The sequence below is a fragment of the Saccharopolyspora sp. NPDC003752 genome, assembly GCF_053605825.1.
Map to the genome: position 1 here is coordinate 17,398 of NZ_JBSGJZ010000033.1, position 26,663 is coordinate 44,060.

At 68.9% G+C, this 26,663-nt stretch carries 25 protein-coding genes; 4 read left to right on the top strand and 21 right to left on the bottom strand.

All coding sequences use genetic code 11. From position 1 onward, the window contains the following. Positions 1-75 precede the first annotated feature (75 nt). From ACWEV3_RS32305 to ACWEV3_RS32325, 5 genes are read right to left on the bottom strand one after another with little or no spacing between them, the layout of a single operon-like run. Positions 76-705: a LysE family translocator gene (locus ACWEV3_RS32305; RefSeq protein ID WP_452617507.1), complete on the bottom strand. Its 630-nt coding sequence runs from the start codon at positions 703-705 to the stop codon at positions 76-78. Positions 706-764: 59 nt separating this feature from the next. Then, entirely contained in the window at positions 765-1,004 is a 240-nt protein-coding gene (locus tag ACWEV3_RS32310) for a histidine phosphatase family protein (protein ID WP_452617508.1), read from the bottom strand. Between the two features lie 45 nt (positions 1,005-1,049). Then, positions 1,050-2,675 (bottom strand): pyruvate, phosphate dikinase, encoded by a 1,626-nt coding sequence (locus tag ACWEV3_RS32315; RefSeq protein WP_452617509.1) that lies wholly within the window; start codon positions 2,673-2,675, stop codon positions 1,050-1,052. Next, on the bottom strand, positions 2,672-3,298 hold the full coding sequence (locus ACWEV3_RS32320; RefSeq protein WP_452617510.1) for a transcriptional regulator: 627 nt from the start codon (positions 3,296-3,298) through the stop codon (positions 2,672-2,674). The genes ACWEV3_RS32315 and ACWEV3_RS32320 overlap by 4 nt, the downstream gene beginning before the upstream one ends. After that, positions 3,295-3,564 carry a hypothetical protein gene (locus tag ACWEV3_RS32325; protein WP_452617511.1) on the bottom strand — a complete coding sequence of 90 codons (270 nt, stop codon included), beginning with the start codon at positions 3,562-3,564 and terminating at the stop codon, positions 3,295-3,297. Before ACWEV3_RS32325 ends, ACWEV3_RS32320 begins: the two co-directional genes overlap by 4 nt. 91 nt (positions 3,565-3,655) lie before the next feature. Here ACWEV3_RS32325 and ACWEV3_RS32330 point away from each other — a divergent pair, with 91 nt between their 5' ends. Both ACWEV3_RS32330 and ACWEV3_RS32335 read left to right on the top strand, forming a co-directional pair. Further along, positions 3,656-4,786 carry a TetR family transcriptional regulator gene (locus ACWEV3_RS32330; protein WP_452617512.1) on the top strand — a complete coding sequence of 377 codons (1,131 nt, stop codon included), beginning with the start codon at positions 3,656-3,658 and terminating at the stop codon, positions 4,784-4,786. Between the two features lie 108 nt (positions 4,787-4,894). Further along, positions 4,895-5,353 carry a hypothetical protein gene (locus ACWEV3_RS32335; RefSeq protein WP_452617513.1) on the top strand — a complete coding sequence of 153 codons (459 nt, stop codon included), beginning with the start codon at positions 4,895-4,897 and terminating at the stop codon, positions 5,351-5,353. Between the two features lie 94 nt (positions 5,354-5,447). On the opposite strand, the gene ACWEV3_RS32340 is transcribed toward ACWEV3_RS32335, so the two are convergent. The 14 genes from ACWEV3_RS32340 to ACWEV3_RS32405 all read right to left on the bottom strand — a co-directional run bounded on the left by ACWEV3_RS32340 (position 5,448) and on the right by ACWEV3_RS32405 (position 20,811). Continuing rightward, positions 5,448-7,058: a GMC family oxidoreductase gene (locus ACWEV3_RS32340; RefSeq protein WP_452617514.1), complete on the bottom strand. Its 1,611-nt coding sequence runs from the start codon at positions 7,056-7,058 to the stop codon at positions 5,448-5,450. Between the two features lie 249 nt (positions 7,059-7,307). Further along, a complete protein-coding gene (locus ACWEV3_RS32345) occupies positions 7,308-7,769 on the bottom strand; it encodes a carboxylate-amine ligase (RefSeq protein ID WP_452617515.1) in 462 nt (153 codons plus the stop codon). Positions 7,770-7,956: 187 nt separating this feature from the next. After that, entirely contained in the window at positions 7,957-10,257 is a 2,301-nt protein-coding gene (locus ACWEV3_RS32350; protein WP_452617516.1) for a PQQ-dependent sugar dehydrogenase, read from the bottom strand. Positions 10,258-10,351: 94 nt separating this feature from the next. Then, positions 10,352-11,023: a hypothetical protein gene (locus tag ACWEV3_RS32355; protein ID WP_452617517.1), complete on the bottom strand. Its 672-nt coding sequence runs from the start codon at positions 11,021-11,023 to the stop codon at positions 10,352-10,354. 19 nt (positions 11,024-11,042) lie between these two features. Continuing rightward, entirely contained in the window at positions 11,043-11,918 is an 876-nt protein-coding gene (locus ACWEV3_RS32360; protein WP_452617518.1) for a sugar phosphate isomerase/epimerase family protein, read from the bottom strand. Continuing rightward, positions 11,915-13,072, bottom strand: coding sequence for a dihydrodipicolinate synthase family protein (locus ACWEV3_RS32365; RefSeq protein ID WP_452617519.1), 1,158 nt, complete (start codon positions 13,070-13,072; stop codon positions 11,915-11,917). Before ACWEV3_RS32365 ends, ACWEV3_RS32360 begins: the two co-directional genes overlap by 4 nt. After that, on the bottom strand, positions 13,069-14,223 hold the full coding sequence (locus tag ACWEV3_RS32370; protein ID WP_452617520.1) for a Gfo/Idh/MocA family protein: 1,155 nt from the start codon (positions 14,221-14,223) through the stop codon (positions 13,069-13,071). The genes ACWEV3_RS32365 and ACWEV3_RS32370 overlap by 4 nt, the downstream gene beginning before the upstream one ends. Next, positions 14,220-15,653, bottom strand: a complete 1,434-nt coding sequence (locus ACWEV3_RS32375; protein ID WP_452617521.1) for a zinc ribbon domain-containing protein — start codon at positions 15,651-15,653, stop codon at positions 14,220-14,222. The genes ACWEV3_RS32370 and ACWEV3_RS32375 overlap by 4 nt, the downstream gene beginning before the upstream one ends. Then, positions 15,650-16,060, bottom strand: a complete 411-nt coding sequence (locus ACWEV3_RS32380; protein ID WP_452617522.1) for a hypothetical protein — start codon at positions 16,058-16,060, stop codon at positions 15,650-15,652. Before ACWEV3_RS32380 ends, ACWEV3_RS32375 begins: the two co-directional genes overlap by 4 nt. 39 nt (positions 16,061-16,099) lie before the next feature. Then, positions 16,100-16,894 (bottom strand): ABC transporter ATP-binding protein, encoded by a 795-nt coding sequence (locus tag ACWEV3_RS32385; RefSeq protein WP_452617523.1) that lies wholly within the window; start codon positions 16,892-16,894, stop codon positions 16,100-16,102. Then, positions 16,884-17,618 carry an ABC transporter ATP-binding protein gene (locus ACWEV3_RS32390; protein ID WP_452617524.1) on the bottom strand — a complete coding sequence of 245 codons (735 nt, stop codon included), beginning with the start codon at positions 17,616-17,618 and terminating at the stop codon, positions 16,884-16,886. The genes ACWEV3_RS32385 and ACWEV3_RS32390 overlap by 11 nt, the downstream gene beginning before the upstream one ends. Next, positions 17,615-18,667, bottom strand: a complete 1,053-nt coding sequence (locus ACWEV3_RS32395) for a branched-chain amino acid ABC transporter permease (protein WP_452617525.1) — start codon at positions 18,665-18,667, stop codon at positions 17,615-17,617. Before ACWEV3_RS32395 ends, ACWEV3_RS32390 begins: the two co-directional genes overlap by 4 nt. Further along, positions 18,651-19,535, bottom strand: a complete 885-nt coding sequence (locus ACWEV3_RS32400; protein WP_452617526.1) for a branched-chain amino acid ABC transporter permease — start codon at positions 19,533-19,535, stop codon at positions 18,651-18,653. Before ACWEV3_RS32400 ends, ACWEV3_RS32395 begins: the two co-directional genes overlap by 17 nt. A gap of 97 nt (positions 19,536-19,632) precedes the next feature. Beyond that, positions 19,633-20,811: an amino acid ABC transporter substrate-binding protein gene (locus ACWEV3_RS32405; protein WP_452617527.1), complete on the bottom strand. Its 1,179-nt coding sequence runs from the start codon at positions 20,809-20,811 to the stop codon at positions 19,633-19,635. Positions 20,812-20,989: 178 nt separating this feature from the next. Here ACWEV3_RS32405 and ACWEV3_RS32410 point away from each other — a divergent pair, with 178 nt between their 5' ends. Further along, positions 20,990-22,030, top strand: a complete 1,041-nt coding sequence (locus ACWEV3_RS32410) for a LacI family DNA-binding transcriptional regulator (RefSeq protein WP_452617528.1) — start codon at positions 20,990-20,992, stop codon at positions 22,028-22,030. Positions 22,031-22,130: 100 nt separating this feature from the next. Here the strand turns inward: ACWEV3_RS32410 and ACWEV3_RS32415 are convergent, their stop codons facing one another. Together ACWEV3_RS32415 and ACWEV3_RS32420 are read right to left on the bottom strand one after the other, a co-directional pair. Continuing rightward, entirely contained in the window at positions 22,131-23,600 is a 1,470-nt protein-coding gene (locus tag ACWEV3_RS32415; protein ID WP_452617529.1) for an amidohydrolase family protein, read from the bottom strand. Beyond that, on the bottom strand, positions 23,597-24,865 hold the full coding sequence (locus ACWEV3_RS32420; RefSeq protein WP_452617530.1) for an MFS transporter: 1,269 nt from the start codon (positions 24,863-24,865) through the stop codon (positions 23,597-23,599). Before ACWEV3_RS32420 ends, ACWEV3_RS32415 begins: the two co-directional genes overlap by 4 nt. 211 nt (positions 24,866-25,076) lie before the next feature. On the opposite strand from ACWEV3_RS32420, the gene ACWEV3_RS32425 reads away from it, so the two are divergent. Then, positions 25,077-26,663 (top strand): PucR family transcriptional regulator, encoded by a 1,587-nt coding sequence (locus ACWEV3_RS32425; protein WP_452617531.1) that lies wholly within the window; start codon positions 25,077-25,079, stop codon positions 26,661-26,663.

Consider the following 26,663-nt stretch of genomic DNA (forward strand, 5'->3'; position numbering starts at 1 on the left):
TCGCCCTGATCATCCAGTCGCGTTGGGTGACTCACCGTGCGCTCGAACCGGAATAGCAGGAAGTCTCCCGTTCTCCTAGTTCTGGGACAGCGCCAGCGCCCCGCCGAGACCGATCAACGTGGTGCCGCTGGCGACCTGCTGGCGGCGCCACCAACGCGGATTCCGGGCCATGCGGGCCGACAGCGGACCCGCGAAGGAGACGACGAGCAGGTCGGAAATCAGCACGAACGCCACGAAGATGGCCCCCAACAACAGGAAGACCAGCGTGGTCGAACCCCGCTCCGGGTGCACGAACTGGGGCAGGAAAGCCAGGAAGAACATCGCCGTCTTCGGGTTGAACACCTCGGTGATGAAGCCCTGCAGCACCGCGGACCCGCGCTGCCGCGGCGCTTTCGGCGGCTGCCCGCCGACGCCCGCGCGCAACTCCCACAACGCACGGGCACCCAGGTAGATGAGATAGGCCGCACCGACGAGCTTCACGACGGTGAACGCCACCGCCGAGGCCATCAGGAGCGCCGAAAGCCCGACGGCCGCCGCAAGCGCGTGCACCGAAGCGCCCAGGGTGTTGCCGAAGGCGGAGAACACGCCTTCGCGGGAGCCACCTCGGATGCTGCGGGCCAGCACGTAGAGCATGCCGGGACCGGGCACGAAAGCGATCAGCAGCACAGACCCGAAATAGGCCCACCACTCGGCAAAGTTCGGCACGCATCGAGCCTACTGGCCGGACGTGGGTCGTCCACCGCGGCCGCTACTCGTCGAGAGGATTACCTCCACACGTGATCGACAAGCTCGGCGGCTTCCCGCGCCGCGGCGTTCGGCAGGTACGCGCCTACGAGCTGCGCGGATCGCACCGCCCTGGGCAGGGGCGAATGCCACACCACGTCGATCGGAAGTCCAGCCAGGCGCTGCCCGACCAGTTCGGACTGCCGCTGCCCGACATCGGTCAGTTCGCCGAACGGGTCCGCCGCTCCGTGCCGTACCAAGTACACGTGCCGAGTTGCCACCGCCGATCTCCTTTCTCGTCAATGATCTATCCGGCTTGCCCTGTGTCAGCGGTGGCGCAGTGCGGCATGGGCCGCATCGAGGCGCTCGGATTCATCGCGTTCGGAGTGGTCGCCCGAGATGTCGTCGGCCCATTCGAGCAGTCGGTGGAGGTGATCATCGGCCGCGTTCGCGACGACGCGGGGGCTACCGAGCGCGACCTCACCGCTGGTCCCGTCGATGGTGACGAGGGTGCCGTCCCCGACGGCGCGACCGCCGGCTGTCGCAGAGCCGGTGTCGACGTCGACGGTGAGGTCGGCGACGCCCACGACCGCGGGCTTTCCCATGGCTCGCGCGACGACCGCGGCGTGGCTGGCCGGCCCGCCACGAGCGGTGACGATCCCGGTGGCGGCAGCAAGGCCATGCATGTCGTTCGGGGAGGTCTCCGGGCGGACCAAGATGACCGGGGCGTCCCGGGCCATTCGGACTGCTCCGTCGGCCGTGGTCGCCACTTTGCCGACTGCGACACCAGGACAGGCACCGAGCCCCCGGGCGAAGATGTCGGCCTCCTCGGATGACGCCATGCGTGGCGTGCGGACGTGCCGGAGATGCTGCGTCGAGACCCTGAGCAGCGCTTCGCGACGCCCGATGACCCGCTCGTCGACGAGCTCGGTGGCTACGCGGACCGCAGCACCTCCGACGAACCGACCAGGCCGGACCTGCAAGATCCAGAGCTCGCCGGCCTGGAACGTGAACTCGACGTAGCAGGCGTCGCGGTGGTGTCCTTCGATCCGGCTCAGGGCGTCGAGCAGCTCCGTCCACACCGTCGGTTCCCGTTCGGCGAGTTCGTGCAGAGGCCGGGTCATCGATCTACCGGAGACGACGTCTTCCCCCTGGTGCCCGAACAGGACTTCGCCGAACGGGATGTTTTCACCGGTGTTGGGATTGCGGCTGAACGCGACTCCGGTGCCGCTGTGGTCGTCGCGGTTCCCGAACACCATCGTCTGGACGATCACAGCTGTGCCGAGGTCGTGCGGGATGTCGTTCACCGCGCGATAGGTCCGTGCGCGCGGCGTGTCCCAGGACGAGAACACAGCCTCGACCGCCAACTCCAACTGGCGGGTCGCGTCGTCCGGAATAGGTTGATCGCCTCGCACTCGGACGGAGTTCTCGACTGCCTTGATCGCATCGGTGAGGCGCGCTTCCTCGTCCGCGGTTCCTCGCTCACGAAATCCTCTGTGGACGGTTCTCGTCCCGTCCGCGTTCGCGACCGCGGAGGCGAAGCTCGACAGGAACCGCAGCCGCGAATTCAATGCGAATGGCCGGTCGCCGGTCTCGGCGGCCAGGCCCGCAGTGGCTTCGGTCGTGAGGCCGAGGTTGAGGATCGTGCTCATCATGCCGGGCATCGACACGCCGGCCCCGGAGCGAACAGACACTGCCAGCGGCTTCCGCGGTCCGCCGAAGGCGCGCTCGGTGGCGATTTCGAGGTCGCCAATGGCCGTCGCGAGCTCGTCGTCGAGTCCGTCGGGAAGACGTCCTTCCCGCAAGAAAGCGCGGCATGCCGCTGTGGTGACGACGAATCCGGCCGGCACTCGCAACCCGAGACGGTGGAGGAGGACGAGGCCATGTGCCTTGCTGCCCAGCGTCTCCGCCGGCTCCTCGATCTGGGCGGAGATCGTGCGAATCCATTTCATCGCTGCATCCCGAGCGTGGCGAGCAGGTCTTCGTGCAGCTCTGCCCACACGGTGTGGTAGGACGCGGTGCTGTCGGTCACGTACTCCAGCGCGCCGGAGGCGGCGCGATCGAGGGCTGCGGCGAGGCGGTCGCGGTAGCGACCGAATCGAGGCAGTGCGGCGGACAGTTCGGCGCAGACGGCGGCAGCGCGTTGGTCGAAATCGGCGAATCGGTCGAGAACTCGGGAGTCGTAAGCAGGGTCGCCGTGATCGTTGGCGCGCATGATGCCGTCGATGTCCCGGAGTTGCCATGCCGTGCAGAGGTCGAGCAGCTCCGGGTTGAGAACGAGGAACCGGTCGAACGCCGCCCCCACGGCCCTGCGGGCATTGGCCGACTCGAGCTCATGGGTGATTCGCTCGGCGTCTGCGGCGCGGCCGGCGTCCGTGAGCCACCAGCCGGGCATGTCGCCGGACACGCGCGTGACAAGACCGTCGGCTCCGAGATCGATGAGCTCGGACTCGATATCGGCTTCGTCGAGGCCCGTGACCGAATGGAGGCGGGCGGGGCTGGTGGCGCCGACGCAGCGCAGGGCGTGCAGCACCAACAGGTTGGCGTCCGTCGCGTGAGTTCCGGGCAAGGTCATGTCGTGTCCCCTCGGAGTGCGGTTCGGTTTGCAGGAAGGCTGTCTGCGGCTCGCGGCACGAATCTCTTGTGCGCGGCCTGCTTCGACACGTCCAGGGCTGCCGCGATTGCGCTCCACGGCCTTCCTTCGCGGCGCGCGTTCTCGACGAAGTGCTCGACGAGTTGTCCAGCGGCGCGGTTCAGGGCCGCTGCGAGTGCGGCGTCGACCGCGGTCGTCCGGCCGAATCTCTTGACCAGTCCGTCTATCTCAAATCCCGTGCCACCCACGATCAATCTCCGATGTCCGTGATTTTCAGATGTTCAAAACATCTGGATGTTCGTTGTATCATGGCGCGGCACGGGAGTGGAAGGGGACACGATGGCGAGATTGACCCGCGCGCAGCAGCAGGAACGGACCCGTGCGGCGGTGCTGGTCGCGGCCCGGCAAGAGTTCGCCGAGTACGGCTACGTCGAGGCCAAGATCGACCGGATCGCCGAGCGAGCCGAACTGACCAGGGGCGCGGTCTACTCCAACTTCACCGGCAAGCGTGCGCTCTACCTCGCAGTGCTCGCCGACGCCGCTGAACGGGCTCGAACCTCTGCCGAATCGCCGGTGGAATCGCCCGACTCCGTCGGGAGAGCACTCGGCGCGTTCGCCCGGGTCTGGCTCGAACGACTGCCGCTCGCCGGCGACACGCCGGCGAGCGGGCATCTTCAGCTCCGCTCGGTGTCCGGAGTGCTCGATACCGGGTCGGCCCGGACCGCGCTGGCCGAACTCGTCCGGTTCGAAGCCCTGCTGCTCGCTCTGGCGCTTGAGCCGCGCACCGCGGTGCGCACCCGGACGGTGCGACTGGCCGAACTGGTGCTGACGCTGCTGCACGGCGCGGCCAGTCTCGCGGAGAACGCCCCCGGGGTCGGCGATCCGTTCGAACTGGCCCGAGCCGCCGAGCACTTGGCGAGCATCGCCCCTGCCGACGACGTGGAACCGGCGCACCTGCCCTTCGTCGCTCCGGCGCGGTCGGCGAAAGACCAGTGGGCGGCACCCCGCGGACTGCGCGACGAGATCACCGGCCGCCAGGTCGACCTCGGTGACGATGGTGTGGTCGTCGTGTTGGGTGTGGGACGTCTGTCCGCAGCCGAGGAGGCGGTTCGCTCAGCGCGGCTACGCGACGAGGTGACGTTCGTCGTCGTGACGAGCGATCCCGCCGAGATCGGTCAACTGGCCCGACTTCGGATCGTCGATCTCATCGGCTGCCTGCGGCGGGTGTTCGCGGCTGAGCAGCTACCGCGGCCGCGCATCGTGTTCGATGACGGCGGCACGGTTCCTGCGGCCATCGGCTGGAACTCGATCGACGACCGCACCGAGGTCGCGATCCGGGTGCACGACGGGATGATCGTGGCACGCGCGGACGGACATGGCGCCGGCCACGCGGCGGCCAGCTCTAGTGCCCATGAACGTCGTGGGCAGCGCGACGGTGTGGATCCGGGAAAACCTGCGGGCGAGGCGTGAGAAGGGGGAGAACCCCGAGCCTCTCGACGGGAACCCGGCAACGGGACGTCCGCCGCAGAAATTGAGACGACACTTCGGCAGGTCGGGGCGCGCCGGTTGGAGGGGTGGATGAGGAGCGAATGCGGCGAATGGCTTGGGAATTTCTTGGCGGAAATGGAACTCTCTCGACTGGAGAGAATCTCCGTTCCAGTTGCCCCGGGGCGGGCCCTGGGGCTGGTTGCGCTGCTGGGGAGCTGGCGCAACCATGTTCTCAGGATCGAGGCGGAGCTTGAGCTCCCCGATTCCGGCAGGACGGTATGGGGTGTCTATGACTTGATCGCTGCACTCGCGCTCAGAAGCTTCGTCGCCCGCGGTGTGGAAATCGCCGGACCGAATTCTCTTGAGGGGTTCATCCAGGCGCTCGGCGATGTTGACTCCAGGTTCAGGGGGTTTACCGAGGACGATGAATCTGGAGTCGTTCGTCGCATCGACGCGGGTGAGCGGTCGAGTGGTGAGTGGTGGTGGGATCGAATTCCGCGGATCGGCCCGATCCGCCGAGAGATCGAGCGAATTGAACCACCGTCATGACCTGGGTTGCGACTGGTGAAGTGAAGGGATTTTGGTTGCGTGAGCTGGAGGGGTGGCGGAGTCATCGGTTGGAATCGCGGTGGGCTCAGGGCTTTCAGTTCTGGATCAGGTCTGCGCAGCGTTCGCCGATCATGATCGAGGGGGCGTTGGTGTTGCCGCCGATGATGGACGGCATCACCGAGGCGTCCGCGACTCGGAGGCCGTCGATGCCGAGGACCTTGAGGTCCGGCCCGACCACCGCTCGTTCGTCCGCGCCCATTCGGCAGGTTCCCACCGGGTGGTAGACGCTGTGCACGTAGTCCGGGAGGATCCGGCGCAGTTCCTTCTCGTCCGAGTACTGCTGGCCCGGTCCGATCTCGCCCTGGTTGTCGCCGACGCCGTTCATCACCTCTCGCACCATCTTGATGCCTTCGAGGAGCACGTCGCTGTCCTTGCCGGCCTTCAGGTACGCGGGGTCGATCAGCGGTGCGGCCAGCGGGTCCGCGCTGGACAGGCGAACGGTGCCGCGGCTTTCGGGGTAGATCAACGTCGGGAACACGCTCTGCCCGGGCTTCGTCGAAGGCGGTCGCACCGCCTTGTCGGAGTCCTGGTTCGGAATCGGGTAAACCCAGTACAGGCTCAACAGCTGGAGGTTCGGGGCCGAACCGGCGTGCGACGTGCGCACGAAGCCGGTCGCTTCGAACTGCGAGCCGCCGGCCCAGCCCGAGCCGGGGCGGAACCACTCCCGGGCGAGGCCGCGCGCGAAGTACGACGGGGTCGGCCTGCGCAGGGCCGAGTCCATCCGGAACGACACCGGCACGAAGAGGTGGTCGTGGAGGTTGTCCCCGACCGGCAGGTCTGCCCGCACCTCGATGCTGTGCTCGCGCAGGTGGTCCGCCGGGCCGATGCCGGACAGCATGAGGAGCTGAGGGGAACCGAACGCTCCAGCGGACAGGATGACCTCGCGACCTGCCCTGATGACGCGTCGGCTGCCGTTCTTGCCGATGACCTCCACGCCGGTAGCGCGGGAGCCGTTCAGCACCACCTTGGAAACGGTCGCATTGGTGAGGATGGTGAGATCGTCCACCGAACCGTTGTGGAGGTATCCCTTCGACGAGGAGTACCGCACACCCGGATCGGCGCTGAGCTGGACGGCCGCGATGCCCTCCTGGCCTTCCGCGTTGTAGTCGTCGAGCATCGGCACGTCGAGGCGGCTCGTCGCCGCGTCCATGAAGCCCTGCGCAGCCTCGGTCAGGCCGCCCTGCTTCCGGACGCGGATCGGGCCGCCCGCCCCCCGGAAGTCGTTCGCACCACCCTCCCAGTGCTCCAGGCGCTTGAACGCCGGCAGGACGTCGTCGTACGACCAGCCCTTGCAGCCGTCGTCCGCCCAACCGTCGTAGTTCTCGCGGTTGCCCCGGACGAAGAGCATGCCGTTGACCGAGCTGGACCCGCCCAGCACCTTGCCGCGGGTCTGGGGAATCTTGCGGTTGGCCGCATGTTCCTGGGGGACCGACTTGTAGCCCCAGTCGAAGAACTTCTTCAGCTGCGGCGTGGAGTGCACCACCGCGATGGCGCCCGGGATGCTCAACAGGCTCTTCAACGGCCCTCGGTCGTCCCGGGCCCCGGCTTCGACCAGGATGACGCTGGAGCCCCGCTCGGCGAGTCGTCGCGCCACGGCACATCCGGCGCTGCCCGCGCCCACAACGACGTAATCAGCCTCAGACATCCCGACGCCTTTCACCGCAAGCAGACCTTGTTCGGACGAGTGGCAGTTCAAGTGCCGGTCAGATTAGAACACGTTCTATATGCTTGTCCATACGCACATCGCAGAGACCGCACATGACAGCGCAGGAAACGTGCTGAGTCTGATCGCGTCGATGCACCCCCTGTGGAACAGGTTCTGCACGCTGGATCGTGCGCGGTTCATCAGTCGATTAAGACAATGGTGTCAGTGGTGACTGAAATTGCCCAGTAATCAAGGGCTTTGTGCCAGAGCCACGCTGTCGCTTCCACTGATGGTGGTGGACGCGATGAGGTGGTCGACGACATCGGGGAAGCTGGCGCGGCGTCGGTAGGTGAGGCACTGTCGGTCGGCACCGTTGCCGTCGGCGCGCAGTCGTGACCATCCGGACCGCACCAGCTCCAGGTCGCCGTGGTGCCGCAGCGCAGGCTCGATCCACGTCAGGAGCTGATCGACCCGGGCTGTCACGGGAATCAGGCTGGTGGCGGGCAGGTCGACGCTTTCCCCGGCCAAGCCGTCGCGTGCGGCACGCCAGCAGGCCGCGCGCACGAGCTCCGACCGCGGACGCGGTGCCGGCTCCCCGGCGTCGCTGGCTCTCAGCGCGGTCGCGACCATGGCCCTGACGATTGCGGAGAGCAGGATGGTCTCATCGGCGGTCGCAACGGCATCGGCCACCCGGATCTCCAGGGTCGGCACATGGCTGGAGGGTCTGATGTCCCAGTCAGAAGGCCTGGACGGGCCGATCCACGTCCGGTGGCACCGGTACGTCAAGCACCTGGCCGATTGACACGGCGAGGACGTCCGCCCGCTATACCCCGGTGGGGGCCCGGCCCCTGATCCAGGTGACGCGGGGCGCGGGTGGGCCGCGCCCCGCGTCGGGGCTTCAGCGTTGGAAGAAGCGGCGGTACTGGTCGGCTATCGCATCCGCTCCTGCCGCCGTGTTCAGGAACATCAGCGAGTCCATCCGGCAGCTGCAGGGGTTTCGCTCCGCCGTGTTCTGCGGGAAACTGCCGCCGATCTTGATCCCTCGCGGGTTCGTCCTCGTCGTTCCCGACCCGTCGAGCTGCCACGGATCGCCCGGGACCGCGTAGAAGCCGGGGAGCGGTTCGCCGTTGCGGTAGAGGGCGATTTCGCCCGTCGTGTAGTCGAACGTCGCCGCCAGGTGCACCCATTCTCCAGGCGGGAGCAGCTCTCGCCAGTCCTGCTGGGCGGCGAACGTCTGGGAGCTGCCGCCGTCGATGCGGCGACCCAGCCCCACCAGCCGCAGTTCACCGTCGACCTGGATCAGCTCCAGCAGCGCCCGGACGTCGTGGCCGTCGGAGTTGCCGCTGAGGATCCCGGCGAGACCGACGGCGTTGTACCGGTCGCCCGGGTCCGGTGTGTTCGAGTTGGGGCTGGGGTTCTCGCCGGTCATCTTGAACCAGCCCATCACGGTCGCGCCCTCGGCGCCGTTGAACGCGCTGAGCGACGAGACCCCGTTGCCGTCCCAGACACCGGCTTTCCAGTCGTCGTTGCCGGCCACTTCGGGGCTGACCTGCTGCGTTTGGAGGGCGTTGTTGCTGCCGGGGAACGCGCCGTCGGCCACCCGCATGTCCTCGCCGCCGCCCAGCAGGCTCAGCAGGGTGCGGGACGCGCCGCGGTCGAGCTCGTGGGAATCGTCGGCGGCGAAGGGGCGCTCGAAGTCGTAGTAGGCGGCCAGGTTCCGCTGCACCTGCTCGGTGACCTCCGAGCCGGGGGCCGCGCGGGTTCCGACCACCTTCCAGATCTTGCCGTTGGCCTTGGCGAGCAGGTACAGGTTGCGCCGCGAGTCGGTGCCGAAGCGCAGGTCCACCCGGCCGTCCCCGACGAAGTCCGTCATCCGCATCTGCTTGCCCGCGGTGTCGAACAGCTGCAACTCGTGCAGGGGCGCGCGTTCCGCGCCGCGCTTCATCCGGTTGACGTCGGTGTAGAACACGCGGCCGTCCACCAGGTCGCCGAAGACGTACTTGCCCCGCAGCAGCGGGAATTCCGCTCCCCGGTACACCTGACCGCCGGAGATCGCGTGGCCGCTGTCGGAGTTGCACGGCCAGCCCTGCGGCGGATCGTGGTCGTAGGCCGCGACCGGGTAGACGTAGCCGTACTTCTCGTCGTCCGCCGGCAGCGGGTACAGGTAGCACTGGTTCTCCGGGCGGAAGGTGAAGTCGCCCTCTCGCTCGCTCCACCCGAAGTTGTCCCCGGCGCGGACCTCGTACACCGCCTCGATCGCGTGCTGGCCGATGTGGCCGAGGTACATCGCGTGCTGCCCCTCGGGATCCCAGCTGAACCGGTGCGGGTCGCGCATGCCGACTGCGTAGATCTCGCCCAGCGCGCCGGGTGCGCCGACGAACGGGTTCGACGCCGGAATGCCGTACTGGCCGTTCGGGCCATCGTTGCCCGCCGGGTCGATCCGCAGGATCTTGCCCGCCGGGGTGCTCATGTCCTGCGGCACGCCGGAGTCCAGACCGATGCCGCCGTCACCGACTCCCAGGTACAGCAGGCCGTAGTCGGGGTCGCCCGGCTCGGCGGTGGGGTTGAAGTCGATCTGCTGGATCGCGTGGATCTGGGTGGTGAACCCGAAGCGGAAGATCTCCCGCTGGGAACCCGAGAACACCTCGGCGGCCGGATCGTCGGCGGTCCACTCGGTCACCACGCTCTGCACGGACGCGTTCGGCTGGTTCGGATAGGTCGGCTCCTCGGAGTCGATGGCCGCCTTGTCCTCGCTGTGCACCGTGTAGAACTTGCCGTTGCGCGCGAAGTCGGGGTGGAAGGCGACGAATCCGAAGCCGCTGCCCATCCCGCGCCCGGAGAAGAAGTGCTCGAAGCGCGCCTTGAAGTCCAGGTACACGTGCTGCCGACCGCCGTCCAGCAGGTACAGCGGGCCGTTGAGGTCGGGCACGAACATCCGGCCGGAGCCGTCGGGCACCTCGCCGATGTAGTTGATCCGGTTGTGCCGGATCAGCCGCGGGTCGGTCGCCGGGGGCGTCGCCTCGGACGCGGGCAGCTGCGCGACCTCCTGGAGCACCAGGCCGAGCCGGGACTGCTGCGGCTCTTCGGGGATCGGATCGATGATCGGTTCGTCGGCGGCACCGGCCGTCGGTGGCGCTAACAGGGTCGCTGCGGCCACCACTGCGGTGATCGCGGCGAACCAAGATCTGCGCACGCGCATGGTCGGACTCCATCCCTCGTCGTTGCGGGTTGGTCATGCGTCGCAGGCCGCCGGCGGAAACCGGCGGACTGCGGAGGAAATTCGGGAACCGCTGTCAGGAAGCGGGAGCGCCGATGACCGTGACGTCGCGGACGCGCCCGTAGTTGTCGAACGAGCCGAAACCGACCCGGCCACCGGAGAAGGTGGTGTCGGTCGCGGTCATCAGCGGCTCGTCGGCGCCGTCGACGCGCACAGCGATCTCACCGGTCGCGGCGCGGTAGTCGAGGCGGACGTCGTGCCAGTCGGTGTCGTCCACGGCGGGCGGTGCGCCTGTGGTGCCGTCCCACTGGTCGTCGATGCGGACCCGGTCGGCGTCGTCGACGACGAAGATCCCGTTGTGCGGGTAGATCGTGTTGTCCTGCGACAGGTGTGCGTAGTAGAAGCGGGTGGGGGACTGGTAGTTGAAGATCAGCACGACATCGCGGTCGTTGCGGGTCACCGGTTCGTCGATGCGGACCTCGCCGGTCAGGCTCAGCGAGCCGAACTCCGGTCCTTTTCGGACGATGGCGTACTCGAACGGGCGGCGCGGTCCTTCCGGCGGCACCCCGCGATCGGTCATGACCACCTGACCGGCGGTGAACTCCCACTTCTCCGGTGTCAGCGGGGCCCAATGCCGGTCCGTGGCGGCCGGCCGGACCACCACGAGACCCGGGGCGGCGGACGCGGGCGGGCCGGCCGTTGCGCACAGGCCGACGACCAACCCGGTGAGCAATGTTCTTCGTCTCATGTGGACTTCCTCCCGGCGGCTAGAGGTGCGGCTCCACGAACTCGACGTATCGGCGGGTCGTGGTGGCGACGACGTCGGAGCCGGGGGCGGCCCAGACGTCGGCGTTGAAGATCTCGACCTCGACGTCCCCGCGGTACCCGGCAGCGGAAACCGCGCGCGTGAGCGCTGCGAAGTCGATGTGGCCGTCGCCCACCATCCCGCGGCTGAGCAGCGTGTCCGCGGGTAGCGGGGTGATCCAGTCGCAGATCTGGTAGCTGACGATCCGCTGCCCGGCGCGCGCGATCTGCTCCAGCACGCCCGGCTCCCACCACACGTGGAACGTGTCGACCACGACGCCGACCACGTCCGGCGGGTGCTGCTCGGCGATGTCCAGGGCCTGGGCGAGGGTCGAGATCACCCCGCGGTCGGCGGCGAAGATCGGGTGCATCGGTTCGATGCCGAGTCGCACACCGCGTTCGCGGGCGTGCGGGACCAATGCGGCGACGGCATCGGCCACGCGCTGCCGGGCGCCGGCGAGATCGCGGTCGCCCGAGGGCAGCCCGCCGGGCACGAGCACCAGCGCGTCGCAGCCGAGAGCTGCGGCCTCGTCGAGGGCGGTGATGTTGTCTCCGATCGGATCGCCGGAGGTGAAGAAGCCGCCGCGGCACAGCGAGGAAACCCGCAGCCCGGCATCGCGAACCATCCGCACGGCGACCGCCAGCCCGACCTCCGCAACCGGTTCGCGCCAGACCCCGATGGTGCCGAGCCCGGCAGCCGCGCAGCCCTCCACCGCCTCGCGCAGCGACCAGTTGGCGGTGGTGCGCTGGTTCAGCGAAAGCCGGGCCAGCCGCGGGTCACCGGGCTGCGGGGTCGGCACCCGGGCCGGTGCGTTCGTCGGCACGTCGCGCTCGCTCATGCAGCGGCCCCCGCAGCTTCGAGCCACAACCGCATCCGCTGCGCGGCGAGTTCCGGATCGACCAGCAACTGCGCGTCGTTGGCCAGCGCGAAGATCCGCGCCAGGTGCACGATGCTGCGCGCGGACTGCAACCCGCCGAGCATCGTGAAGCCCGGCTGGTGGCCGTTGAGCCAGCTCAGGAACGCGATCCCGGTCTTGTAGTAGAAGGTCGGTGCGCTGAACACGTGCCGCGACAGCGGGAGCGTCGCATCCATTTCCGCGTCGTAGGTCGCGAGGTCGCCGTCGTCGAGCGCGGCCAGCGCCGCCGATGCGGCCGGGGCGATCGCGGCGAACGCGCCGAGCAGCGCGTCCGAGTGGTGTTGCGAGTCGCCGCGGATCAGCTCCGGGTAGTTGAAGTCGTCACCGGTGTAGAGGCGCACGCCGGCCGGCAGCGCGGCGCGCAGACCACGCTCGTGCTCGGCCGACAGCAGGGACACCTTCACGCCGTCGACCTTCGCCGCGTGGTCGCGGACGAGGCCCAGGAAGGACTCGGTGGCGGTGGGCAGGTCGGCCGAGCCCCAGTAACCGGCCAGGTGCGGGTCGAAGACCTCGCCGAGCCAGTGCAGGATCACCGGCTCGGCGACCTGCCGCAGCACCGCGTCGTACACCCGCCGGTAGTCGTCGGCGGCGCGGGCGATGGCGGCCAGCTGGCGGGAGGCCATCACGATCACCTGCGAACCGGTCGACTCCACGAAGCCGACTTGCTCCTCGTAGGCCGCGACGACCTCGTCGAGGGTGGTGGCCCCGGCCCGGTGGTCGGTGCCCGCCCCGGAGGCGATCCGGGCGCCGGCGGAGCGGGCCTGATCGGCACTGCGGCGGACGAGCTCCTGCACCGCGGGCCAGTCCAGACCCATGTTGCGCTGCGCGGTGTCCATCGCTTCCGCCACCCCGAGCCCGTAGCGGAACAGCTCCCGGCGAAAGGCCAATGTGGACTCCCAGTCCACTGCCGCCGGCGCCGCCGGGGTGTTGTCGCCGAGCGGGTCGGCGACGACGTGCGCGGCGGCGAACGCGACCCGCGAGCCGTACGGCTGCGGATGTTCCTTCCACCGCCTGGGTTCGCGCAGCACGACTCGCGCCCAGGTGCCCTGGCCGGTGGGCAGTTCGATCGCGCTCATGCCGCGCCGCTGGTGGGCAGCTCGATGCGGCGGCCCTCTGCCGACGAGGTGAGACCGGCGGCGGCGAGCCGGAGGCCGCGCACCCCGGCCGCCAGGTCGTAGGGGTGCGGCCTGCCGTGGTGCACGTCCAGCAGGAACCGCTCCCACTGCGCGCGGAAACCGTTGCGGAACTCCGCGTTGTCGGGGATTTCGTCCCACTGGCCGCGGAAGTCCTCGGTGGTGGGCAGGTCCGGGTTCCACGACGGCCGCGGGGTGCGCACCCGCGGCTGGATCCGGCAGCCGAACAGGCCCGCGACCGCCGAGCCGTGCGTTCCGTCGACCTGGAACTCCAGCAGTTCCTTGCGTTCCACCCGCACCACCCACGACGAGTTGATCTGCGCGATGACCCCGCCGTCGAGCTCGAAGATCGCGTAAGCCGCGTCGTCGGCGGTGGCGTCGTAGCGCTGCCCGTCCTCGTCCCAGCGCTGCGGGATGTGCGTGACGGCCTTCGCGGTGACCGCGCGGACCCGGCCGAAGATGTTCTCCAGCACGTAGTTCCAGTGGCAGAACATGTCCAGCACCACGCCGCCGCCGTCCTCGGCCCGGTAGTTCCAGCTCGGCCGCTGCGCGGGCAGCAGGTCGCCCTCGAAGACCCAGTAGCCGAATTCGCCGCGCACCGAGAGGATCCGGCCGAAGAAGCCCGCGTCCACCAGCCGTTTGAGCTTTTGCAAGCCCGGCAGGAAGATCTTGTCGTGCACGACGCCGTTGACGACCCCGGCGTCTTCGACCGCCGTCACCAGTTCCTCGCCCTCGGCCACGGTCTCGGCCACCGGCTTCTCGGCGTAGACGTGCTTACCGGCGGCCACGGCCTTCAGCACGGCCTTGCGGCGCTCGCTGGTGACCTGGGTGTCGAAGTAGATCTCCGCGGCGTCCTCGGCCAGCAGCGCGTCGAGATCGGTGCTCCACTCGGCGATGTCGTGGTCAGCGGCGATGCGGGCCAGCTTCTCGGCGTTGCGGCCGACCAGGACCGGCTCGACCTGGATGCGGCTGCCGTCGGCGAGCGGCACGCCGCCGTCGTCGCGGATCGCCAGCACCGAACGCAGCAGGTGCTGGCGGTAGCCCATCCGGCCGGTGACGCCGTTCATCAGGATGCGGTAGGTGCGGTCGGTCATGATCGAGGGCTGCTTCCTACTTGTCGCTCGTTGTTTGAGCGTCCGGATATTTCGCGCTCCGCCCACGAGGTGAGCTGGAGTCCTGGATCGGCAGTCTGATCCGGTCGGCGATCGGCCCGTTGCTGCACGATGCATTTCACCCGCTGGTACGGGGTGTGCGGGGTGATGTCGGGGTCACCCACTCTGTGCAGGACGTTGATCGCTGCCGCGTGGTCTGCTTGCCACACCACCCCGCACCGTGTGCAGTGAAGCTGGTCCCTGCTGCGGCGCCCGAGGACTCCGCAGCAGGGGGCGACTTGTGAGGTGTAGGCCGCGTTGACCAGCGTGAGCGCAGAACCTCTGCGCTCCGACACACTGGTGAGCGCCTCAGCGGTGAGCCCCTTGGTCCACGCCGCCAAGCGCCGGTTGACGTTCCGGCCACGCCGAGCACGGCCGGTGAAAATCTTGGTGAGGTCCTCCGCCGCGATCAACGCGGCTTTATCGACAACAGCATGCACCGCGCGGAACGTTGTCGTACGCACTGTCTGCTGCCAGCGGGACGAACGCCGGTCCCGCTTAACCGTCCCGAGATTGTTAACGATGATCCGTTCCGCTCTGGCGTGATCGCCCGCATCGCGGGCTTTCTCCGCCACCGAGCGAATTTTCGCCCTACGGGCGTTCTTGACCTTCCGGTAGTTCGACTCGCAGGTCAGCAATACGCCGAGCTCGGTGCCGTGGTGTTCGCCGTCGGAGTCGGTGAGGACTTCGGTGTAACCCTTGTCCACGCCGATCTCACTGTCCCCAGCAGGACGCGCTGAGGACTTCATCGCGGAGGCGTCGATCTGGTAGTGCACCTCAACACGGCCCTTGCGCAGGATCAGACGCAGCGTTCCCGACGGCGCCACCGTCGTGTTCAGCGGGATCCGTACGAGCTGACGAGGCTGCAAGCCCGGTATCGCAAGCCAGACATTGCCGCCCATGGCCAGCGTGAAAGTGCGGTACTTGTCGGAGCGCACCACAATCTGGTTATGGGTTCGGTTGCGGCCGCGCTTGCGGTGTTTGCGCATCTGCCGCGCTAGATAAGGGTCCTCGGTCCAGGTATCGCGCTTGAGCGCGGAGAACATCCGCTTGCGTTCGGCTTCATTCGAGGTGCGGCGGTTTACCGCCTTGCGGACCTTCGCTTTCGCTGCTTCCTGATTGGCAGCGATGTCAGCGACAGCGTCACGCACAGTTTCTTTCCAGGCGTTCGCAAGAACGCCGAACTTCTCCGCGGTTCCGTCTGCCATCCAGGCGTCGCGGATCTGCCGGTCTGTCAGTCTTACGCTGCTGATAGAGCCGTGGCGTTGCCATACCTCGCTGCGGACAAGCCCCAACCGGCGCGCCTGCTCCGCCAGTTGTGCGAACTTACCGACGTTGAGGTTCTGCGAGTACGCGATCCTGGTGACCTTCACCTGGTTACCACGCCCGACGGCTCGCTCTTCAACGCCTTCCCATAGCGGTGCAGTTCGGGCAACCGGCATGAGAGGGTGCACACGATCGTGTTCATGCCGCTGCGGAAGTCGATGATCCACGCACCCCCGGCCGGCCCGCGTGCGGGGCAGAACCGCGCCACCGCCGCGACCCGACAAGCAAGGTCGTTCTCCTGCCCAGGACAGCAGCGCCTGCAGTAGGCGATCTTGTACTTCATCGCCGCGAAGCTCGGTAGCAGGACTTTCCGCTCGCCGGTGTCGGTGAAGCACCGCTGCCCGATGGCACCGCGCGGGACCTGAGTGCCGCTCCCGAGTTCCAACCGGCGCACTGTACTGACTGAGAGGCCGATCTTCTGCGCGAACTCGCCGAGCCGGTACACATTGGACACTGTAGCCAACAGCGGACATCAGTGAACAAGAACCTCGCACTACAGATCGCACCTCCCTGTCTTCAACGTCTTCGACGATGTGGTGCTGGAGCGTCGGTTGCCGAGGTAGAGCTCGCCGAGTTGCGGGTCGGCGAGCAGGTCGGCGGCGGGGCCGGAGATGTGCACCCGGCCGAGGTCGAGGACGCAGCCCAGGTCGGCGACCTCCAACGCGCGGCGGGCGTTCTGCTCCACCAGCAGCACTGCCGTCCCCGCATCGCGCATCCGCGCCACCTGGGCGAACACGGTCTCGGTCGCCTTGGGGTCCAGGCCCATCGACGGCTCGTCGAGCAGCACGACCTTCGGGCTGACCATCAGCGACCGGCCGAACTCGACCTGCTTCTGCTGTCCGCCGGAAAGCGCCCCGGCCAGCGCGTCCCACCGCTCGGCCACGACCGGGAACAGCTCCTTGACGAAGGCCACGCGGTCGGCGATCGCGGACCTGTCCCGCAGCGCGTACGCGCCGAGCAGCACGTTCTCCGCGACCGTCATCTCCTTGAACACGCTGTGCCCCTGGAGCACGTGGGACAGGCCGGCTTCGAGCATCTGCTGCGGGCGGCGGCTCGTGACGTCCTTCCCGCAGACCAGAATCCGGCCGGATCGCGGCGTGAGCATGCCGCTGGCGACCTTGAGCACCGTGGACTTCCCGGCCCCGTTGGGCCCCACGAGGCAGACCACGCTGGCAGGCGGCACCCGCACCGTCAGCCCGCGCAGCACCAGCGCCGCGCGCCCGTACCCGGCCTCGACGTCGACGAGTTCGAGCAGGTGCTCGCCCGAACCCCGCTGCTCAGATCCCAAGGTAGGCCTCCAGGACTCGCGGGTCGTTGCGGACCTCGTCGGGCGTGCCCGCGGCGATCGGCCGCCCGCGGTCGAAGACGACCACGTGGTCGGACAGGCTCATCACCAGGTCCATGTTGTGCTCCACGATCAGGAAGGTCCGGCCCTCGGCGTTGAGCGCGCGCACCAGCTCCCCGATCCGCTCGATCAGCGCCGGGTTCACCCCGCCCGCGGGCTCGTCGAGCAGGACCGTCTCCGGATCGGCCATCAGCACCCCGGCGAGTTCGAGCAGCTTCTGCTGGCCGTAGGACAGGTCGCGGGCTTGCACGTCGGCCAGGTGCTCGATGCCGACACGGGTGAGCAGTTCGCGCGCCCGGTCCAGGTCGGCGCGCTGGCGCGCGGAGACCAGCTGGCCGAGCAGGGTTCGGGAGCGGACCGGGACCAGCAGGTTCTCCAGCGCCGTCATCCGCGGGAAGATCCGGCACAGCTGGAAGCTGCGGCCGATGCCCGCGCGGGCGATCCGGTGCGGCGGACGGCCGGTGATGTCCCGGCCGTGGTAGCTCGCCGTGCCGGAATCGGGCTTGATCATCCCGGTGACGCAGTTGAAGAACGTGGTCTTGCCCGATCCGTTGGGGCCGATCAGCGCGTTGACCTTGCCGTGCTGGAAGGCGACGGTGGCCCCGTCGACGGCGCGCACCCCGCCGAAGGACTTGGTCAGGCCGGTCGTTTCCAATCCCGTGCTCACCGGTGTGCCTCCTCGACGGTCCCGGCCCGGCGCTGCTCGGCGAGCTCGGCCTGGCTGACTTCCCGGATCGACGCCGTCCGCGGGCGGAACCGGTGCAGCAGGTCGCGCAGCGCCGGGATGATCCCGTCCGGCATGAACAGCACGACTGCGGCGAGCAGCACGCCCAGCGCGACGAGGTGCAGCTGGGTGTCGCCGTACTGGGCCTTGAAGTACTCCACGGCGTAGCCGACGATCACCGCGCCGAGCACCGGCCCGAACAGGCTGCGCACGCCGCCGAGCAGGCTCATCAGCACCAGGTAGGAACCGGTCAGCACGGAGAACTGGAAGATCGGGTCCAGGAACCCGAACCACAGCGCGTAGAGCCCGCCGCCCAGCGCGGTGAAGAACGCCGAGACGACGAACGCGACGAGCTTGTAGGTGAAGGTCGGCACCCCGAGCGCTTCGGCCTTGTCCTCGTCTTCCCGGATCGCCTTCAGCCCGGAGCCGAACCGGGAGCGGTCGATCGCCCACCAGCACAGCAGGGCGACGGCCAGCAGTGCGGCGTGCAGGTAGAAGAACCGCTCGTGCTGCTCGGGGCGGAGCACGTCCGGACCGAACGGGCGCGGCACGCGCAAACCGTTCGAGCCGCCGGTGAAGTCTCCCCAGCTCTGGAAGACCAGCAGCGTGATCAGCACCAGTGCGATCGAGACGATGACGAACGACGCGCCGCGCACCCGCAGGCTGGCGATGCCGATCGGCACCGCGAGCACCGCGACGACCACGCCGCCGAGGACGAGCGCGAGCCACGGGTTCAGGTCCGCGCGCACGACCAGCAGCGCGGTGGCGTAGCCGCCGAGCCCGGAGTACGCCGCGTGGCCCAGCGAGATGTAGCCGGTGAATCCACCCACGAAGTTCCACGACGTGGCCAGCACGGCATAGCTCATGATCACCACGCCGACCGACAGGATGAACGGATCCGGTGCCAGCGCGGGGAAAGCGACCACCAGCGCGGCCAGCGCGAGCAGTCCGGCGAGCTTCGCGGCGCGGGCGGGATCAGAAACGCTGCGCAAGGCGGCCTCCGAAGAATCCCTGGGGGTGCAACAGCAAGGTGGCGAACAGCGCGACGTAGAAAACCGTTTGCGCCCAAGTCGTTCCGAGGGGCAGCTGGAGCAGGCTCTGACCGAGCCCCAGCACCATGGCGGCGATCGCCGAGCCCGGGACGCTGCCCAGCCCACCCACCACGATGATCGCCATCAGCGGGCCGATCCAATGCCAGTGCAGCGAGGGATAGATCGTGGAGTCCAGGGCCAGCGCGGTCCCGCCGATCGCCGCGGTGGCCAGGCCCAACCCGAACCCGTAGCCGGCGATCCGGCCGGTGTTGATGCCGACCAGCTGCGCGGCCTCCCGGTGCTGGATCGTGGCGCGCAGCGCCTGGCCGAACCGGGTCTTCTTCAGCAGCAGGTAGAGCCCGGCCAGCGACGCCGCGGCGAGGCCGAACGCGATCAGCTTCACCACCGGGATGCTGGCGCCGAAGAACTGGATGTCCGCGCCGGAGTAGGGCAGCTGGATGCGTCGGTGGGTGCCGCTGAAGACGAGCCCGAGCGCGCCCTCGATCACCAGCGCGACGGCGAACGTCAGCAACACCGACATCATGGTCAGCGTCGCCGGGCGCAGCCGCGAGATCAGCAGCCGCTGCATGAGCACGCCGACCGCGAAGAACAGCGGGACGGTCACCAGCAGCGACAGCAGCGGGTCCAAACCGGTCTGGAGGTTGAAGAACCAGGCCAGGTACGCCGCCAGGATCAGGAAGGCCGAGTGCGCCAGCATCACCACGCGCATCACGCCGAAGTACAGCGTCAGGCCCGCGGCGAGGAGGGCGTAGAGCCCGCCGAGCAGCACGCCGAGCACCAGGCTCTGCAGCAGGAGCGATCCGGTCATTTGGAGCCTCTTTCCGGACTCGTTTTGCGTGGCGGTGCGGGTAGCGGGATCTCAGGGGCCTTCTCGCTGTGGGATCCCCGACCTCGTGAATGCCAATTCACCACGCCGGCTTGGGATGGACCAGGCCGGCTTCCTTGGTCTCGGCGGGCAGCACGATGCGGATCCGGCCGCCGACGTACTGCTGGATCAGGTGCGCGCCGCGCGGTTTTCCGGTGGCGTCCCAGCTGAGCTTGCCGACCACGGTGTCCACCTCGTTCCGGCGCAGCCAGTCGATGAGCCTGCGCTGGCAGTCGGGGTCCGGATCGGCGCAGCCGACGGCCTGCACGGCGGCGGCCACGACCTGCCCGGTGGTCCACGCGTTCGCCTCGTCCTCGTTGGGCTGGGAGTTGAACATCCGGGTGTAGTGCTCGACGAACTCCTCGTTGGACGGGAAGTTCGCTTCCGGCGTGTACCCGGTGGGGGAGAGGATTCCCTCGGTCTGCTCGCCGATGGCCTTGGCGAACTCCGGGTTGGTCGGTGCGGTGGAGAAGGCCGCCATCGAGGGCTGGTAGCCGAGTTGGCGCAGCGCCAGGATGAGGTTGACCGCGTCCTGGTACTGCGTTCCGCCGACGACGAGGTCCGCCCGCGAATCGGCGATCTTGGCCGCGATGGAACCGAAATCCGTGGTGTTGGGCGGGTAGACCTCATCGACCACCGTGCGGATTCCCGCCGCTTCGAGCTTGCCCTTCAAACCGTAGGCGGTGCCCTGCGCGAACGGGTCGTCCATGGCCGCGTATGCGGCGGTTTTCGGGCGTTGATCGGCGGGCATCGCCAGGATCGCCGCGGCCAAGTGGTTGTAGTGGTCCTCGGCGACCGCGGGCGCGGCGTAGAAGAGGTTGTCGAAGCCCTGGTCGAACACTTCCTCGGCGGCGCCGGCCGGTTCGACGAACAGGAATCCGTAGTCCTTGGCGACCTGCGCGGCCGGGATCACCAGACGGGTGGAGAACGGTCCGAAGACCAGGTCGGCGCCGTCCTGGTTGATCAGCTTCTCGTAGTCGGCCGCGACGCGGTCGGCGTTGGACTGGTCGTCGAGGATGGTCAGCTCGACCTTGCGGCCGAGCAACCCGCCGCGGGCGTTGACGTAGTCGGCCCACGCTTCGTAACCGCGGCGGACGCCCTTGCCGGGCTCGGAGAAGTCGCCGGTGAGGGGCAGGGAGATGCCGATCTGGATGCTGTCGTCGTTGCCTCCGGCGCCCGAGGCGAGGCAGCCGGTCAGCGCGAGGCTCGCGCTGGTCACGAGTACACCTAGTCGAAGACGTTGTGAAATTTTCATGGTCCACCCGTCGTTGGGGGCATCCGCAAGCGCTTTCGTAAGCGCTTACGGCAGAATAGGAACCATCGGACGAAGTGGCAAGGTCACGGATCATGATGGTGGGCTCGGACCGCGGGGCGGACCGGAGCGGAAGGGGTCACGGATGCCACAGCAACGCGCGAGGCTCAGGCTCATCGACGTCGCCGAGCGGGCCGGGGTGTCGATCGCTGCGGCGTCGCGGGCGCTGTCCGGGTCCGCGGGCGTCAGCGACGCCATCGCCGAGCGGGTGCGCGAAGTCGCCGCGCAGATGGGCTACGTCGCCAACGTGCACGCCCGCACGCTGGCCGGCGGCGCGAGCACGAGTGTCGGACTGCTCGTGCACGAGATCGGCGACCCCTACTTCACCGAGATCGCCAGCGGGGTGCTGCGCGTCGGCGCGCAGCAGGGCCTGACCGTGCAGATCTGCCACACGGGGCGCGACCCGGAGAGCGAGCTCGTCCAGGTCCGCACGCTGATCGCCAACCGGGTCCGGGCGATCATCATCGCCGGCTCGGGTTTCGTGGATGCGCGGAAGCAGGCGTCGGTGAAGCAGGACCTCCAGGCGTTCCGGGAAGCAGGGGGCCGCGTCGCGGTGATCGGACGCCACCACCTCGGCACCGACGCGGTGCTGCCGGACAACACCGCGGGTGGCCGGTCGATCACCGAACACGTGCTTTCCCTGGGGCACCGGCGGATCGCCTTCGTCGCCGGCCCCCGGACCCTGACCACGGTGGCCGATCGCCTCGCGGGCGCCGAGCAGGCACTGGAAGCGGCCGGACTGTCGATTGAGGACATTCCTGTCATCGAGGAAGCGTTCACGCGCGACGGCGGCACGCTGGCCATGCGGCGCGTCCTCGGCGAGCACCCCGATGTGACCGCGGTGATCGCGCTCAACGATGACATGGCGATCGGCGTCCTCGCGGCCCTGCGAGCGCGCGGAATGACTGTGCCGAAGGACATTTCGGTGGCGGGCTTCGATGACGTGGCCGTCGCGGAGCACCTGTCGCCGGCGCTGACGACGGTCCGGTTGCCGATGGCGGAAATGGGGGAGCAGGCGTTGCTCCTCGCTTTGAAGGAACCGTCGGCCCGCCCCCGCCGCCGCACCACGGCGCACTCCCTGGTGGTGCGGGAGTCCACCGCCCCACCCCCGCGCCGCAAGCGGTGACTCCTCGCCACCGCTCGGGCTGCGCAGACCGGGCGACGTCACCAGCGCACGGACACCGCGGCGATTTCGCGCGAAATCGCCCAGGGCTCGATGGCCCCGATCAGCGTCGGACCGGTTTGCCCGGCAGGGCGTCGGTGCACAGCTCGCCGTCGCGCACGACGAATGTTCCCGAGACCAGCACGTGACGGAATCCGGTGGACGGCCGCGCGGTGTCGGCGTAGGTCGACTCGTCGGTCACCGCTTCCGGGTCGAAGACGACGATGTCGGCGTCGCTGCCCGGTCGGATCCGGCCCTTGCGCCGCATCGCGGGCACCGCGGAGCCGAGCACGTCGGCCGGCACCAGGCTGCAGCGGCGCACCGCCTCCGGCAGGCTCAACTCGCCGGAGTCGCGGACCAGGAGTCGCAAGCTGCGGGCGAAAGTGCCCGCTGTGCGGGGATGGGTGACCACGTCGGGTGCCAGCGGCCACTGCAGCGGATCGCGGGGCGAGGACCGCCAGAGCAGCGGCGCCGCGTCGCTGGCGACCGCCGCGTCGGTGAAGGTGAGCGCCCGCTTCAGGTAGGCGAGGTCCGCCGGATCGTTCTCGTCGAAGAAGTGCACGAACGCCGCGCCGCCCGGGTCCTGCTCGCGCACCTTCCGCAGCGTCGCCTCGTCCGGCATTCGCTCGCCGGTGGCCAGATAGCCGATGGAGTGGGGCGTCAAACCCCGTCGGTGCAGCAGTTCTGGCGCGAGGAACGCGGCGCCGATGCCGGTCATGCCCGCGCCGTACGGATAGGCCTCGGTCGTGACCCGGGAACCTTCCGAGCGCACCTTCTCCACCAGCCCCAGCACGCGATCCACCTGCCGCAGCGAGGTGCTGTTGACGTGGCAGTAGTGCATGTGCGCGCCGGTTTCCGCCGCGGCCCGCACGATCTCCTCCGCGCCGTCGATCGGGGTCTGCGGGTCCATCTCGACCAACTCGCGCGCGTGCGTGTACGTCGGGAGCCCGGCTCTGGCGGCGAGTCCGGCGACGGCGAGGTATTCGGACGGGTCGATCCAGGGTGCGTAGCCGACGAGGATGCCGATTCCCAGCGCGCCGTCGGCCAGATCGGCCTCCAGCACGCCGAGCACCCGCTGCACATCGGCTGGTGGTGCGGGCCGTTGCCAGGGTTCTCGCCCGATGTTGGCGAAGAAGTCGTCGAGCGTGCCGGTGGGTTTGATGCCGAGCACGACGTGCATCCGCGCCACCGCCCACGACGTGGAGAAGCCGTAGTTGATCGGGCGCCCCTCAAGTGCTGCTTGGCGGTAGGCCGGTGCCACCGGGTACACCCCGGCTTCCAGTTCGAGCGCGGTTGTCACACCGTCCATGGCCTGCAGGCGCTGCGTGGCGATGTCCGGGCTGTGGCTGTGCAGGTCGATGAACCCGGGACTGACGACGTACCCTGCTACGTCCACCACGGACTTCCCTGCCAACGGGTCGGAGCTGATCTCCCGGACCGCGCCGCCGGAGATCCCGACGTCGCGGACCGCGTCCAGCCCGGTTTCGGGGTCGATGACCCGCCCGCCGCGAAGCACCAGGTCGTACTCGGTCATGCCTTGCTCCTTCCAGCGCGGATGTGAAAATCGGCCGGGCGCTTCGGCACGATCAGGGCGAGCAGGGCGCCGAGCACCGTGCTGCCGATCAGGAAACCGAACGCCGCGGTGTAGGAGAAGTGGTCCACCAGCCAACCCATCGCCACCGGTGCGATCACCCCGGCGAGTTGACCGCCGGCGTTGACCACACCCATGCCGGACCCGACCACGGCCGGCGGCAGCGCTCGCACCGGCATGCCGAGGATGCTCATGTAGGCGAGTCCGGCGATGCCCATTGCGATGGTTTGGTAGAGCGTAAACTCGCCTGCGGTGTCGGCGTTGAGCATCAGGGCGAGCATTGCGGCGGCGGCCAGCAGCACCGGGATGACGAGCCACCGGGCTCGCTCGGTGAAGAACCGGTCGAACAGCCAACCGCCGAGGAACGTGCACGCGCACATCACCAGCAGCGGGATCGCGGCGAGCACGCCGGTGTCCAGCAGCGAAATGCCGCGTTCCTCCAGCAGGTAGCTCGGAACCCAGGTGATCATCCCGTAGCCGAGCATGTTCGTCGCGCAGAACAAGGCGGCGAACTTCCACACCGCCGCGGACCGCAGGACGTGGCGCATCGACACGGTCGTCCGGTTCGGGAGCGGAACCTCGGTCAGCCGGGTGGGCAGCGGCTTCGGCAGCATCGCCCACAGCAGGATGCCGATCACCACGCCCACCAGCGCGGTGACCCAGAACGTGTGCCGCCAGCCGAGCGCGAACACCACCGGCGCGGCGATCAGCGGGGCCAGCCCGGCGCCCAGGTTGTTGGAGGCCAACATGGCGCCGGCCGCGGTGGCCCGGTGGCTCGGGGGCGTGCGCTCGGCGATCGCCTTGAACGACGCGCCGGGGAACAGCCCTTGGCCCACCCCGAAGAGGGCACGGACCACCAGCAGGGAGGCGAAGCCCCACATGGCTCCGGTGAGAGCGGTGAAAACCGACCACAGCAGCAGCGAGATGACCAGCAGCCGTCGCGCCCCGAACCGGTCGGCGAGGACGCCGCCGGGGATCTGGCAGACCAGGTACACCAACGAGAAGGCGGTGATCAGCCAGCCTTGCGAGGTCTTGCTGAGGTCGAACTCCGCCCCGATGAACGGCAGCGCGACCGCCATCATGACCCGGTCGACGTAGTCGATGACCCAAACGCCCATGAGCAGCGCGATGGTGACGGTGGCGGTGCGGCGGATGCGGGACGGGGTCACGGCCGGTTGCTCGGTCGTGTTGGTCGCGGTGGAATCCATCTTTCCTCCACGGCAGTTCGGCGTTCGCTGATTGTTGTGCCGAGCCGGCCGGGTCGGCTTCGTCGGGTCGCACGAAACTGGCCGCCCCCCGCTCTGGCGATCGCACGAAGCGCCCGGGCAGCGGATCGGTGAGGCTGTGGTCATGTGCCCAGCCGCGGAACCGCTCGTCGACGAGGTCGAGGTGGGCTCGCTGCTGAGGCAGTATCGGCGGATGAACGCTCGGCCGAGGGCCAGCTTGGCCCGCATTCTGGAAGATCTCGGCAGCACCGTGCTCGACGTCGCGGTGTGCCCGGATCCGCCGCCGTCGGAGGTCACCACCGTCGCCGTGCACGATCCCGAAGAGCACCTGGAACCACCAGCTGGTGCCCTGGTGCTCGGCGTCGGGGTGGCAGATCCGGGGGATCTGCTGCTGCAACTGGGGCGACATGCCGCGTCGGCCCTGGTGGTCCGCGGACCGCTGGTCGTCGACGAGTCGCTGCGCGAAGCCGTCCGGTCCTCCGGAGTGGCGCTGCTGAGCGCGAGCAACGCTGCGTCCTGGACCCAGATCTTGTTGCTGGTGCGCACCGTTCTGCTGGACGGTGAGCTCGACGAGCGGCAGGCGGAGCTGACCGGCAACCACATCGGCGAACTGTTCGCCCTGGCCAACGCGGTCGGAGCGGCGCTCGACACGCCGGTGACGATCGAGGACCGCTCGGCGCGGGTGGTGGCCTTCTCAGCGGATCAGGCCGCCGCCGACGCGCCGAGGGCGGCGACCGTGCTCGCCAGGCAGGTGCCGCAGGAATGGCAGCGACGACTCGCCGACAACGGGGTTTTCGAGCGGCTCTACCGCACCAGCGACCCGGTTTGGGTCGACTTGGGCGATGCGGATGTGCTTCCCCGCATGGCGGTGGCGGTACGCGCCGGCGAGGAAGTCCTGGGCGCGATGTGGGCGGCGGTGCGCCGGCCGTTCACCGCGGACGAGGAACGCGCCTTCGTCGCTGCCGCGAAGACGGCGGCATTGCACTTGCTGCAACAACGCGCGGCCGAGAACGCGGGAAAGTGGCGTCGATCGGAGCTGGTCCGACGCGTGCTGACCGGCGGCAGCGGCGCGGAGCTGGCGGCACGGCGGCTGGAGCTGGCGGAGGTCCCGCTGTGCGTCGTGGCCGCCGAGCCGTCCGACCGGCACGAGGACGGCGCCGAGCGCGAGCTGGCGGCAGAGCGCTTGTGCGAGCTGCTGGGCCTGCACCTCGCGGTGCGGCAATCCAAGGTCGCGACGGCGTCGGCGCTGGGCACCGCCTACGCGATCTTGCCGCTGACAACGGCGGATCCGGATGCCGAGTCCAGGAACGCATTGGGCTCGTTGCGAGGTTTCGCGACTCGCCGCGACGCTGGAGCGGTCGTCGGGATGGGGCGCGTCGCGTGGTCGCCGGGGGAGACGCCGCGTTCTCGCGCGGACGCGGATGCGGTGCTGGACGTGCTGCGCAGCGGTGACCGGCGGACTGCGCGGGTGGACGAGGTGTGGGAGCGGCTGTTCCTGGCGCGGCTGCGGGATCTGGTGGTCGACGACGAGGAACTGCGCGATGGGCCGGTCCAGGCCCTGACCGCCTACGACGCCGACCACCACGGCCAGCTCGTCGCGACCCTCTCCGCTTACCTCGACGCGTTCGGTGATGTGGCGAGGACCGCGCAGGTGATGCACGTGCACCCCAACACCCTGCGCTACCGGCTGCGACGGATCACCGAGGTCAGCGGCCTGGACCTGAGCAATCCGGATGCCCGTCTCGCGGTGGGCTTGCAACTGCGCGTTCAAGGAGGGTGA

Bases quoted from the DNA above. Each gene is read 5' to 3' on its own strand.
- ACWEV3_RS32355 (WP_452617517.1), bottom strand. From the start codon at position 11,023: ATGAGACGAAGAACATTGCTCACCGGGTTGGTCGTCGGCCTGTGCGCA.
- ACWEV3_RS32360 (WP_452617518.1), bottom strand. From the start codon at position 11,918: ATGAGCGAGCGCGACGTGCCGACGAACGCACCGGCCCGGGTGCCGACC.
- ACWEV3_RS32350 (WP_452617516.1), bottom strand. From the start codon at position 10,257: ATGCGCGTGCGCAGATCTTGGTTCGCCGCGATCACCGCAGTGGTGGCC.
- ACWEV3_RS32425 (WP_452617531.1), top strand. From the start codon at position 25,077: ATGAACGCTCGGCCGAGGGCCAGCTTGGCCCGCATTCTGGAAGATCTC.
- ACWEV3_RS32335 (WP_452617513.1), top strand. From the start codon at position 4,895: ATGAGGAGCGAATGCGGCGAATGGCTTGGGAATTTCTTGGCGGAAATG.
- ACWEV3_RS32315 (WP_452617509.1), bottom strand. From the start codon at position 2,675: ATGAAATGGATTCGCACGATCTCCGCCCAGATCGAGGAGCCGGCGGAG.
- ACWEV3_RS32400 (WP_452617526.1), bottom strand. From the start codon at position 19,535: ATGACCGGATCGCTCCTGCTGCAGAGCCTGGTGCTCGGCGTGCTGCTC.
- ACWEV3_RS32410 (WP_452617528.1), top strand. From the start codon at position 20,990: ATGCCACAGCAACGCGCGAGGCTCAGGCTCATCGACGTCGCCGAGCGG.
- ACWEV3_RS32415 (WP_452617529.1), bottom strand. From the start codon at position 23,600: ATGACCGAGTACGACCTGGTGCTTCGCGGCGGGCGGGTCATCGACCCC.
- ACWEV3_RS32320 (WP_452617510.1), bottom strand. From the start codon at position 3,298: ATGACCTTGCCCGGAACTCACGCGACGGACGCCAACCTGTTGGTGCTG.
- ACWEV3_RS32330 (WP_452617512.1), top strand. From the start codon at position 3,656: ATGGCGAGATTGACCCGCGCGCAGCAGCAGGAACGGACCCGTGCGGCG.
- ACWEV3_RS32365 (WP_452617519.1), bottom strand. From the start codon at position 13,072: ATGAGCGCGATCGAACTGCCCACCGGCCAGGGCACCTGGGCGCGAGTC.
- ACWEV3_RS32420 (WP_452617530.1), bottom strand. From the start codon at position 24,865: ATGGATTCCACCGCGACCAACACGACCGAGCAACCGGCCGTGACCCCG.
- ACWEV3_RS32340 (WP_452617514.1), bottom strand. From the start codon at position 7,058: ATGTCTGAGGCTGATTACGTCGTTGTGGGCGCGGGCAGCGCCGGATGT.
- ACWEV3_RS32370 (WP_452617520.1), bottom strand. From the start codon at position 14,223: ATGACCGACCGCACCTACCGCATCCTGATGAACGGCGTCACCGGCCGG.